Below are 12,448 nucleotides of genomic sequence, written 5' to 3'. Positions count from 1 at the left end.
CATGAATGGTAGGAAACACGGGACTATAGCTCAGCAGGATAGAGCGTTGGACTCCTAATCCGAAGGTCGTGCGTTCGAATCGCACTAGTCCCACCACATTGCTTCACAAATTTTATGGAGATTTTTTTTCACAAATACGCACACCTTTTTTTGCGGTTTTAAGATATAAATTCCCTAATAATAAAACGGGTTTTGTGTCATTCCAGTACTCCTCTCTTATAATTTACGTGTTTAAGAATAACTTCTGCTAAACCTTTACTAATTCCAGGTATGTTTTGAATTTCAGCCAGAGAAGCTTTACTTATATTTTTCACTGAACCAAAATAAGACATCAACGCTTTTTTTCTTTTGTTGCCAATGCCGGGTATTTTGCTTAATTGTGAAACTATAAACTGTTTATCGCGTTTTTTTCTATGTGAAGTTATCGCAAAACGGTGGGCTTCATTACGCAGCGATTGTAAGTAAAGCATGACTTTGCTATCATTTGCCAGACTGAATTCTTCCCTGCCCAGCATATAAAATCTTTCATTTCCTGCGTTACGATCAGGACCTTTTGCCATACAAGCAAAAGGAACGTTTATATTCAATACTTCCAGTACATTCTGTACTATGGAAACATGTCCTGGTCCACCATCAATCAGTAAAAAATCAGGTATTATGCCTTTTATATTGCCGGAGAAACGTCTGGTTAGCACTTCCCTCATCATTTTATAGTCATCGCCTGAAAATTTTTCCTTTATAGTAAATTTTCTGTACTCACTTTTTAAAAAACCCTCCTGCCCTGCAACAACCATTACACCAATTTGTTGGTTTCCAAATATATGGCTATTGTCATAAACCTCAATACGCTTTGGAATGTTTGGTAACAAGAAGATTTTGCTAAGCTCTTCAAGCTTTTCTAGGTTATTTCTATAATCGATAAGCTTCTGCTCTAAGCTATGCTGAGAGTTATCATAAACAAATTTCAATAAATCACGCTCTTTTTTATTCTTTGCATGCAGAACTTTTACTGGCTTTTGAGCAACCTTATATAGTGCTTGTTCTATAATTTCCTTATCCACAATAGAATCTGGAACGTAAATTTGTATTGGAGGTATGTTAGCTGAATTATAAAAATTGACCAAAAAGGTGGATAAAATTTCATCATTTGAGTGATCACCACAGTTCTCGGCAAAGTAAGGAGTGCTGCCGTAGTTGTCTTTATTTCTAAACGATAACACACTAATACATGCTAGATCCTCTTCACGTACAATACTGAAGAAATCTGCATCTTTTTCAAAAGAAAAATCCGTGTGCTGTATTTGAATTTGCTCAAGAAACTTTACCCGATCTCTATATATAGCAGCAAGCTCATAGTTTTCTTCACTGCTGCACTTTCTCATTGTGAAAAGTAACTGTTCTTTCACTTCCTTATTTCTTCCAAGCAATGTATTTCGTGCCTGTTTTACTGATTGGCAGTAGTCGTCTTTTGTGATTTTATCTACGCATGGTGCTGAGCAGCGCTTAATTTGATATTCAATACATGGTCTTTTTGTTGAGGAAAAGTATTGATCTGAACATACTCTTAGGAGAAAAGCTTTTTGCAATGATAATATAGTTTGCTTAACAGCAGCGGCAGATGTAAAGGGACCATAATAATGAAACTCATTCTTCTTAAATTTGCCTCTATATTTTGCTATTCTTGGATAATCGTGCTTGGAAATTGTTATATAAGGATAAAATTTTCCATCCTTGAGCACAATATTATAAAGTGGTTTCAATGATTTTATTAGCTGTGCTTCAAGAAGCAGTGCTTCGATTTCATTCTCAGTGATGAATATTTCAACCTTAATAACTTGTGAGAGCATAACTCTAATTCGTTCAGAAAGATTTTCGAATTGAAGGTAGTCAGATAACCTTGACTTTAAGTTTTTTGCTTTTCCAACATATAAAACTTTATTCTTATCTCCAACCATCTTATACACGCCACAGGACTGTGGAGATGATTTAATTTGTTCTTTATATTGCCTGAGCATTTATCCATTGCTTAACCTGTATGAGGTTAAAATCTGCTACTAAATGAAAGATGGAAACTACATTTTCAAGCAAAGATAATCTGTTTCTTCTCAGCTTATCAGAATCACAGTTAATCTTTACACTGTCCATAAACTGATTGATAAACGGAGCAAAACCAGCAAGTTCATCAAGCGCTGCATTAAAGTGGTTATTTTTTATTGCTTGTTTTATGTTTTTGCAAGCAGTTATAGCACAATTTGATAGCGCAATTTCTTCATTTTCAATCAAAAACCTCTTACCGTAAGATGCACTATAAGTAGTGCCATCACTTTTTCTTACTTTGCTCATCATGTTACTGACTCTTTTGTAAGTGCTTAGAATCTGTTCACCTTCTGGCATACTAAGATAACGATCCAATATAACAGTTTGCTTTTCTGCTGTCAGCAGATCATTAATACCGATTTTATATAGTATTGAATCTACAATATCTTGCCTTATATCTCTATTTTTTAAAATAACCTTGAATCTTTCTAAGCAGAATCTAAATACTAGTTCTGAAATTTGTTTTCTATTTGGCTTATCAACTGATGTTGTATTTTTATTAAATAGAAGCCTTGAATATAAAGATACTGACTTATCTATCATTAGCCTAATTGGAATATGCAAATTATTTTCAAGTATTGTCCTAATGATACCAATTGTCATTCTCCGCAAACCAAACTGATCATACGAACCAGAGATTTTCTCACCTGCTGCAATTAAACCAACTAAGCTATCCACTTTGTCTGCAATTGACACAGCAATTGCAGAAGGAGATTTAGGACACTCTTGCTCTGGCCCGATTGGCTTATAATGCTCAGTTATAGCTTCCACTATTTCTCTATCTTCTTGAAAATAAGAAGCATAATATCCACCCATTACTCCTTGTAATTCTGGAAACTCTCTTACTATCGATGTTGCCAAATCAGCTTTTGCCAAATATGCAGCGCGTTCAACTTTTATCAGCGAAGCATGTGGAATAAATATAGCTATATACTTTGACAGAGCCGTAATACGCTTCACCTTTTCCCCCACGCTGCCAAGTGAAGCATGAAATAATATCGAACCTAATTTTTTGACATAATAATCTAGATTTTCCTTTTTATCTTGAGATATTAAAAATTGGGCATCAGCAAGACGTGCTTCTAATATTCTTTCGTGTCCTTTAACAACTTCACCATTGTTGACGTTGACAACAGTGACAAAGTGTGAAATTCTCTTTCCATTACTTAAAGCAAGGTATTTTTGTTGTGTATTAACTATACTAAGTATTACTTCCTTCGGTAATCCAAATGACTTTTCTTGATTCACTTCACCAAACAGTACGATTGGCCACTCTATAAGCCCTGTCAATTCATTTAGTAAATAATCATTTTTCTCAAGTTGTAAATTCTGCTCTTTTGTGAATTTATTAATCTGATCTAGTATAAATTGCTTTCTTTTGTCCATTTGGAGAATTACACTGTTTTTTTCTAGCAATTCAAAATAGTCTTTAGGTGCTTTAACAGTTAACGCTGTACCACTTGAGAGAAATCGATGGCCATATGTTGTGTTAGATGCTGTGATCCCTGCAAAAGACACAGGTATTATTTCGTCATTTAAAATGCATAAAATGTTTTTGATTGGCCTAACCCACCTTTCTTTTCCTTCGCCCCATCTCATGCTCTTCAACCAAGAAAAGTTTTTGAGCATTTCCTCCAGTTGATTTTTGAGGAATTCTCTGATGTTAAATGAGCAGCTTTCTCTTTTAATGAAGTAAAAATCCTCATTATTTACTTTTCGAACGAGCAAATCTTCTTCATTTTTCTGATATTTTCTTAAAAAACCTTCGATAGCACTTTTTGGTGCGTTAATGTTTGGTCCCTTAACTTCGTTATTGGAATCCTTTAGCTCCAAAGCATTTATGTTGTCGACAAATAGGGTAATGCGACGTGCCGTTATAAAAACCTCCATTGATGTAAATTTTACATTATTTTTGTTAAAAACATTGGCAATACAGCTCTTAACTTGAACTGTAGCTGAATTCTGCATTCTCGGTGGTATTTCTTCTGAAAGGCACTCAAATAACAACTGCAACGACATACGCTATTTACTCATGTACAATTCACAACATTTTTTTGTCAGCTCTCTAACTCTACCAATATAAGCTGTACGTTCATTCACACCAAGCACACCTCTTGCATCAAGCAGATTAAGTAGGTGACTAGTTTTAATACATTGGTCATAAGCTGCCATTGGTAGCTCCTTTTCAATAAGGAACTTACATAATTTTTCCGTATCTTCAAATTGCTGCTGTACCACTTTAGTATCATAATAATCTAACGCTAGATAAGAAAATTCATATTCTCTTTGTTTAAAAATATCTCCGTAAGTTACACCGTTATCGTTCCAAATTATATCGTAAACATTATCTACACCTTGTATGCACATTGCTAAACGTTCCAACCCATATGCCACCTCACCAGGAATCATCTTGCAGTCAATCCCTCCAACTTGCTGTATATAAGTAAGCTGTGTTACTTCCATTCCATTGCATGTAACTTCCCATCCAAGTCCTGATGCACCAACACTTGGGTTTTCCCAATCATCTTCAACAAACTTAATATCACATTTTTCTGTAGATATGCCAAGAACTTTTAAGCTATCTAAATAGACGTCTTGTAAATTATTACCAGATGGCTTTATTATAACTTGATATTGGTGATGTTGATACAAGCGATTAGGATTATCACTATAGCGCCCATCTGCTGGCCTAATTACTGGTTGTAGATATGCAATTTTTGTCGGTTTTGTATCAATTGCAGACATAATTGTTGCAGGATGTAATGTGCCAGCACCAACTTCAGATGTGTATGAGTGAAGTATAACACATCCTTCACTAGCCCAAAAATCTTGTAACTCTTTTATTATACTTTGTAAGTTCACACAAATTGCACACTTTTTATACTAAATATATAAATAAATAAGTACTATTCAATACCTATTTTTTTAACAGTATCATGTAAATAATCACCTAAGACTGCTGAACTTTCCCTCACATACTGAATTATGCTTTTATTTAGGACAATTGCATCATGCATAGTTAAATCGCAGAATATAAATGCTGTTAAATACAGTAAAATCACCGCATAAAATGTGTGAAAAATCCCCTCAAATGTAATTGACATTGCATTATTATAGCTGAGCTGTATTGAACTTATTGGCCATGGTTTTATCACTTCTACGACATTAAAAAATACGTAAGGTATCATAAGAAAAAAGAAAAAGTGCATAAAATCATTAAACCAAAATGGGCATTGAAACATCTGCTTACATATATTCCCATAGAGTTTACTTACAGCATAATAAATTGACATTATTGCTGGCATTGAAAGTGCTACAGTCAGTACTTGCCCTGACGCTATTTGTATTACTATTTCTTCACCACTGTTTGCTGAAGGGTCTTGAGCATGAAAAATAAATATTCCAATTAATTGCATTACTAACATAACTATTGCCAATTTTGTAAAAACAGCAGCTACAACTATTCCTGAGCCTGGCATTTTATATAGTAAGTATTCGCCTCCATATGTAAGAATTAATATAACATCGACAATAAATAATATTAAAAAAGAAGACCAATAGTTCTGCCAACTTGGTAAATATCCTATTCCTAAAAGAGAGCTTACTGTTTTGGCAGGAAAAACCTTACCTAGCATCTTTCCCAAAAATTTAAAAAAAATCCCCATGTTCTAAGTAACACTTGGTTTATATTATTTATAATACTGTATTGTAACGGACTTATCAATAACTTAAAACATGTATTGGAAGATTTTAGGTAATATGCAGCAACAGTAGAAGAACGTGCGCCAAAAATTTAATAATTTTATAGGGCTTATGCACTTAAATTTTTTGCAATATCAAGTGCAGCGTAAGTGAATATTGCACTTGCACCCGCACGTTTGAAACCAATCAAAGATTCATAAATCACCTTGTCATAATCCAGCCAGCTATTATTTGCAGCAGCTTTTATCATTGCGTACTCACCGCTTACTTGGTAAGCAAAAATCGGAAAATTAAACTTATCACTTGCTGTTTTGATAATATCTAAATATGGCATACCTGGTTTAATCATAATAAAGTCTGCACCTTCATTTATATCCATTTCAATTTCGCACATTGCTTCGCGCGCATTTTTATAATCCATTTGATAACCACTTTTGTCTATAGAATGTGATAGCCCACATGAACCAACGACTTGCCTGAATGGAGCATAGAAGCTAGAGCAGTATTTCACTGCATAAGATAATATTAATACGTCTTGAAAGTTGTTATCATCTAATGATTTTCTGATTCTTCCTATTCTACCATCCATCATATCAGAAGGAGCAACTATATCACATCCTGCCTTCGCTAAAGCAAGTGCTTGCTTACACAGTACTGATATAGTTTCATCGTTTTCTACATCCATCTGATTATCTTTTAAAATGCCGTCATGGCCATGAATAGTGTATGGATCCAATGCAATGTCTGCAATAATACCAATTTCAGGTACCTTTAATTTTACAGCACAAATTGCTCTGCAGATTAAGTTGTCAGAATTATATGCTTCCTCAGCGTTTTCAGATTTTAGTTTACTATCAACTACAGGAAAAATTGCAACAGCATTAATTCCTAAATCTTTAGCTTCCTTAACTATAGACACTAATCCATCTATTGAATAACACTTTACATCTGGTAAGCCAGAAATTGGTTCAGTTGTTTCTTCTCTGTCATGAACAAACAGAGGAAGAACCAGATCATTTACTGATAAACTATTTTCACTTGTTAAATTGCGAACCCATTTGCTCGAGCGCCTGCGTCTTAATCTTGTATTTGGGAAATTAAACATTGGATCCAGGCAAATTCCCAGTAAAGAGCAACACCCCTGAAATGAGTATCACCCAAAACACTGATATTGGTAGAAATACTTTCCAACCAAGGCGCATTAGCTGATCATATCGATAACGAGGTATTGTTGCTCTAATCCAAATAAATACGAATAAAAGTATAATTATCTTCAAAACGAACCAAATTAAACCTGGAATTTTATAAAGCAAACCAAGTTCTAACGGAGGATACCATCCTCCTAGAAAGAATATCGTCATCATAGCACTTGCTAGAATCATATTTGCATATTCTCCAAGAAAAAAGAGGGCAAAAGGCATGGATGAATATTCAACGTTATATCCAGAGACAAGCTCTGCTTCAGCTTCTGGTAAATCAAACGGGTGACGATTAGTTTCTGCAAGCAAAGAAATAAAAAATATTATTCCTATAGGCATTAGTAGTAAATCAACCCAAAATGGCATATTGTGTTTCGCTACCACCATCTCTCCAAGATTTAATGTTCCAGTGGTAATAACGACTGTAGCAACTATTAAGCCTATTGAAACTTCATACGAAATCATCTGAGCAGCCGACCGTATAGCACCAAGAAATGCATAATTAGAATTGCTTGACCAGCCTGCAATAATCACGCCGTATACTCCCAGCGACGATATAGCTAGCACATAAAGCACTCCAACATTAATATTTGCTATAACCTTAGGAATAACTACTTGCTGGCCATTTTCTACAATTACTTCAGCACCAAACGGTATAACTGCCCAGGCAATTAATGCCAAGATAAAGGTAAGCATTGGAGCCATAATGAACAGTATGGTGCTCGCTCTAAATGGTATTATCGGCTCTTTAATCAGTAGCTTAATAGCATCTGCAAATGGCTGCAATAGCCCAAAAGGTCCAACTACACTCGGGCCGTGCCTTAGTTGAATTGCAGCAAGGACCTTACGCTCAAAGTATGTCAAATATGCAACTGAAAGTAGTAGCGGTACTAAAATAAATAAAATATTAACTAGCGTGTTCATAAAAAGCTTTAGTACAATCCGCCATTATTTTTGAAGCGCGACTTATTGAATCCGTCATATAAAAATTACACTCCTTTAAAGTAAAAGGTGTATCACTTAAATTTATTTTACCATTGCTAATTGGCACCCATGTGTTTTTTATCACTTGATCAGCATTTCTAAACTGTGGACCGATAGTATCTAATTTTTTTCTCACGTCAAATAAACTATCATATGGTAAGGAGAGATCCAAATATTGCGAGAGATTTTTAATAATTAACCAATCCTCCTTTGCTTCACCTGGAGGAAATACAGCTAAATTTGTTCTTTGCACTCGACCTTCAGTGTTTACATAAGTTGCATATTTTTCTGTATATGCAGCACCAGGCAAGATAACATCTGCCACATGTGCACCCTTATCACCGTGATGACCTTGATAAATTACAAATGTATTTTCTAATTTTGATGTATCAATTTCATCTGCACCAAGAAGATAAACCACTTCTGTTTCACCACTTTCTGCATGTTCCAATATTTGATTAATATCCCTTTCGCCTTTTTCAGGAACAAACCCAATATCTAGCCCACCAACTCTTGCTGCAGCTTTATGCAGCACATTAAAGCCATTCCAGTCATCTCTGACCATGTTAAATTTTTCTGCAATTTTGCCAGCTAGAATTAGAACTGATTCAGAATCATCTCTTATCAACGCATCTTGACCGATAATCAGCATAGGGTTTTGAGCAGCTACCAGCAGCTCACAGAACTTATGATTTCCATTTGCTATTTCACTCAAAATATCAGGATTATCGCCCAATTTCTCAACATGATACAAATATTCAATGTTAGGACCAACACTTGCAACAGGAAAGTTGCCCTGTAAATATCTCTTTCTCAATCTTACGTTAATGATCGGTGCTTCTATCCTTGGATTTGTATTTATAAGCAGACATAAATCTGCATTTTCTATACCTTCAATAGTGGTATTGAACACATACGATCCACGATTACTTGGTATAAGCTTTGCACCATCTTGCCTACAGTCTATATTCCCCGAGCCGAGCTTCTGCATCATTTCTTTAAGTAGAAGCATAGACTCACAATCTGCTAAATCACCTGCAATTGCAGCTATTTTATTTGATTTTGTATTCTTTAATTTCTTTGCAGCAACAGTTAATGCCTCATTCCAATCAACTGGGGCTAATTTACCATCTTTTTTTATATAAGGTTGATCAAGACGCTGAACTTTTAGTCCATCATAGGCAAAGCGGGTTTTATCTGATATCCATTCTTCATTTACCTCTTCGCTCAGCCTTGGTAATATCCTCATAACCTCCGGGCCACGATAATCAACTCTAATTGCGCTACCCACAGCATCTAGCACATCTATAGTCTCACAATGTGATAGCTCCCATGGACGCGCTGTAAAGGAGTAAGGCTTTGAAGTTAAAGCCCCTACCGGGCAGAGATCTATGATATTTCCAGATAATTCAGAACTAATATGCCTTTTTATGTAAGTGCTAATCTCTACATTTTCTCCCCTTCCGATTCCTCCAAGTTCATTTGTACCTGCAACATCAGACAAAAATCTAACACACCGAGTGCAATGAATGCATCGATTCATCGCAGTCTCAATCAGTGGTCCGAAGTGTTTTTTTGGCACAGCCCTCTTATGCTCATCAAGTCTGCTGGTTCCTTTCCCATAAGCCATCGTGATATCTTGCAAATCGCATTCACCACCTTGATCGCAAATTGGGCAATCAAGCGGGTGGTTAATTAGCAAAAACTCAAGCACACCTTCACGTGCTTTTTTAACCTTAGGGGTATCAGTGTGAATAACCATCCCTTCTGCAACTGGCATTGCACAAGAGGCTACTGGTTTTGGAGGTCCACCCTCCACTTCAACCAAACACATTCTGCAATTACCAGCAATTGCTAAACGCTCATGATAACAAAAACGTGGAATTTCAACGCCCACGACTTCACAAGCTTGAATTATAGTGAGCCCATGCTCTACTTCACATTCCTTAGAATTAATAGTAACTTTAACCACAACTATTATACAGCTTCCCACTTTATAGGATTGCCGCTTACCTCATCTTCAACCAGATTGCCGTTGTCATATTGAGCAGACATATAATTCATGCGCGAATCACGATCTATATATCTAACAGGTTTTACCGGTTTATCTTTATACATTTTTTGCTCAGCTTTCTTACGCTGAGTAGGGTTATTTTTACTAGCTGTCTTTGCTTTCCCACCTGCTGCCATATAAACTCCTAAAAACTTTTCATTCTATTTTAACACTTAAGTATATAGCGTCAATATTTAATAACTTTAAAATTTCAATAGATCTCTTATTATAATCATTTTACAATCATTGTTTAAATAAAAAGTTACCCCTTGATGCCATTCCAGCGCATGACGCACAGCTGTACGAACATTGCAATTTGCAGGCAATTTGCGTGGCAGATTCAAGTAGCTGACACTGGTTTCCATCCAAGACAGCAGTAGCCCTTTCGGTGTTATTTCAGTGCTTGACACTGAAATCCAGGTTTTGATTGGATACTGAGTTGGTAAGCATAAAAGTGTAGCTAACGCGAGCTCTACGTCATACCGCGATTTATTCGCGGTATCTCAAAGCATAGATCCCGCTAACAAGCAGCGGGATGACGATTGTCGTTTAGCTATAAACATTAAGAAATTTACCAAACGAAAAAAAAGGCAAAAGAAGCCCTGGGGTTATTATCCGCTTTAAAATATTGGCGTTTTTTATGTTTTAAACGCTTGACAAGCAAGATTAAGCTGCTTTTAATTGCAACTAACTTACGCTGCAAATGTTTAAGAAGTTTACTAAGCAGAAAAAAAGACAAAGAATCCCCGAGTTAGCTAGTCTTTTACTATCTCTGTCGAGTATTGGCATTTTTTGATGTCTTGTAACGCTTTATAAGCGCGTTCAGCTTATTTAGATAAAAATCTAGATGTAGATGAAGTTTTGTAAAGACATACAGTATCTATATACTGCAAAAAATTGAACATAAGACGCCGATACATTAAGTAATCCTTACCTTTTAATCTGCAGATTGGCGAAAGCAAATACAATAGCTTCAGTTTCATGATAAGGGCGCTGGCGGAGTTTGTCAAGCAAGTTTTTTCGTTTCTGCAGGCTACTTTCCGACACCAGTGGTGTTAAGTATTCGTACAGTTATTGGTGTTATCAAGATACTCCCTAATCTTCTTCGAATCCTCCCAGGCTAAACGTTTTTGTGCCGGTTGGCGAAGTAGGTAAGCTGGATGAAATATAGCGGCTGTGGTGATTGAATTGGACAAATATTGGTTAGTGTACGTATGAAATCTACCACGCAAATTCGATATAGTTTTTGTGCTGTCAAGAAGGCTATAACATGCGATTCCCCCGACCAAAATTAAAATTTGCGGTGAAACTAGTGCAATATGCTTCTCAACAAATGGTCTGCACATATCAAGCTCTAGGTCGGTTGGCTTTCTATTGCCAGGTGGGCGCCAAAATACGGTATTGCTTATATAAACTTTGGTGCGATCAAGATTGATTGCATTTAACATTTTATCGAGCAACATTCCACTTGCACCACAAAATGGTATGCCTTGAAGGTCTTCATTTGCCCCTGGAGCTTCACCAACGAGCATAATTTTTGCGTTTGGATTACCATCGGAAAAGACAGTATTAGTTGCAGTTTTTTTTATCTCACAACCTTCAAATGACTTTACTGCACTTCTTAATTCATCCACACTACCACATTTACCTGCAAGTTTCCTTGCTTCAATTATCCAATCACTTGGAAACATGTCTTTTCCATCTTTAGTGTCACCCCAGCGCGTATCTGCATCTTTCTTCTGGGTCCCAGTTTGGATAACAGAGGGTTCTTTGCTCTCCAACTTTTTTTCCTCTTCACCCTCCATTAGTGTGCAATCAACGCCCACTTCATGGTAAAATTTTAATAATTCTAGGTCTTCATTGCTCATGTTGCTTTTTAATCTTCTGTGCTTTTGTTATCGCCATATCATACTTTAATTTAGATAGATGTCTAATATATAATATGCCGTTTAAGTGATCTAATTCATGCTGAATACACCTTGCAAGCCAACCACTAGCTTTTAGTGTTTGTTCTTCATTATCTAAGTCTTTATATTTCACAGTTAGATACTTTGGACGCTTAATTTCATGACTTTGCTCTGGAATTGAAAGGCATCCTTCCTTGAGAATTACTTGTTCATCGGATAATTCTGTAATCTCAGGATTAATCATGTAAAATTTGCCAGTTGAGCCATATCCTGCTGGCTCATTTTCAATTGTTTCTAGCTGAACATCCACAACAAAAATTCTCTTTAACACTCCAACTTGCACTGCAGCAAGGCCAAGACCTTCTGCATCGTACATAGTTTCGAACATGTCGTTTACTAATTCTTTAATTTTATCGTTTATATCTGTTACTTCACTGGCACGTGTGATTAGTCTTTCATCAGGGGCAATTACAATTGGTAATATGGACATAAAAATTATAATTCTA

General features: G+C 35.9%; 10 protein-coding genes and 1 tRNA gene. 1 reads left to right on the top strand and 10 read right to left on the bottom strand.

The genetic code is table 11. From position 1 onward, the window contains the following. Positions 1-19: 19 nt before the first annotated feature. A tRNA-Arg gene (locus EA652_RS00485) sits at positions 20-96 on the top strand. A gap of 101 nt (positions 97-197) precedes the next feature. On the opposite strand, the gene uvrC is transcribed toward EA652_RS00485, so the two are convergent. The 10 genes from uvrC to def form a co-directional block, all read right to left on the bottom strand. Next, on the bottom strand, positions 198-2,015 hold the full coding sequence (gene uvrC, locus EA652_RS00480; RefSeq protein WP_006280147.1) for an excinuclease ABC subunit UvrC: 1,818 nt from the start codon (positions 2,013-2,015) through the stop codon (positions 198-200). Next, entirely contained in the window at positions 1,999-4,116 is a 2,118-nt protein-coding gene (glyS, locus tag EA652_RS00475; protein ID WP_006280148.1) for a glycine--tRNA ligase subunit beta, read from the bottom strand. The genes uvrC and glyS overlap by 17 nt, the downstream gene beginning before the upstream one ends. Positions 4,117-4,119: 3 nt before the next feature. Further along, the gene (locus EA652_RS00470; protein ID WP_007548277.1) at positions 4,120-4,959 is read right to left on the bottom strand and encodes a glycine--tRNA ligase subunit alpha; all 840 of its coding nucleotides are present in this window, start codon (positions 4,957-4,959) and stop codon (positions 4,120-4,122) included. A 44-nt stretch (positions 4,960-5,003) separates the two neighbouring features. Then, on the bottom strand, positions 5,004-5,762 hold the full coding sequence (locus tag EA652_RS00465) for a hypothetical protein (protein WP_007548278.1): 759 nt from the start codon (positions 5,760-5,762) through the stop codon (positions 5,004-5,006). A 146-nt stretch (positions 5,763-5,908) separates the two neighbouring features. Further along, on the bottom strand, positions 5,909-6,904 hold the full coding sequence (gene hemB, locus EA652_RS00460) for a porphobilinogen synthase (protein WP_006280460.1): 996 nt from the start codon (positions 6,902-6,904) through the stop codon (positions 5,909-5,911). Continuing rightward, the gene (nuoH, locus tag EA652_RS00455) at positions 6,897-7,922 is read right to left on the bottom strand and encodes an NADH-quinone oxidoreductase subunit NuoH (RefSeq protein WP_006280461.1); all 1,026 of its coding nucleotides are present in this window, start codon (positions 7,920-7,922) and stop codon (positions 6,897-6,899) included. Before nuoH ends, hemB begins: the two co-directional genes overlap by 8 nt. Next, positions 7,906-9,954, bottom strand: a complete 2,049-nt coding sequence (gene nuoG, locus EA652_RS00450; RefSeq protein WP_039963653.1) for an NADH-quinone oxidoreductase subunit NuoG — start codon at positions 9,952-9,954, stop codon at positions 7,906-7,908. The genes nuoH and nuoG overlap by 17 nt, the downstream gene beginning before the upstream one ends. A gap of 5 nt (positions 9,955-9,959) precedes the next feature. Beyond that, a complete protein-coding gene (locus tag EA652_RS00445) occupies positions 9,960-10,172 on the bottom strand; it encodes a hypothetical protein (protein ID WP_006279675.1) in 213 nt (70 codons plus the stop codon). 918 nt (positions 10,173-11,090) lie between these two features. Continuing rightward, positions 11,091-11,903, bottom strand: coding sequence for a uracil-DNA glycosylase (locus tag EA652_RS00430; RefSeq protein WP_007548281.1), 813 nt, complete (start codon positions 11,901-11,903; stop codon positions 11,091-11,093). Next, on the bottom strand, positions 11,893-12,432 hold the full coding sequence (gene def / locus EA652_RS00425) for a peptide deformylase (RefSeq protein ID WP_006280370.1): 540 nt from the start codon (positions 12,430-12,432) through the stop codon (positions 11,893-11,895). Before def ends, EA652_RS00430 begins: the two co-directional genes overlap by 11 nt. Positions 12,433-12,448: the final 16 nt, after the last annotated feature.

Source organism: Wolbachia endosymbiont of Drosophila ananassae (genome assembly GCF_008033215.1).
GTDB lineage: Bacteria > Pseudomonadota > Alphaproteobacteria > Rickettsiales > Anaplasmataceae > Wolbachia > Wolbachia pipientis.
The sequence above is the reverse complement of the archived record's forward strand: the minus strand, read 5'-3'. Positions and strand labels throughout refer to the sequence as shown.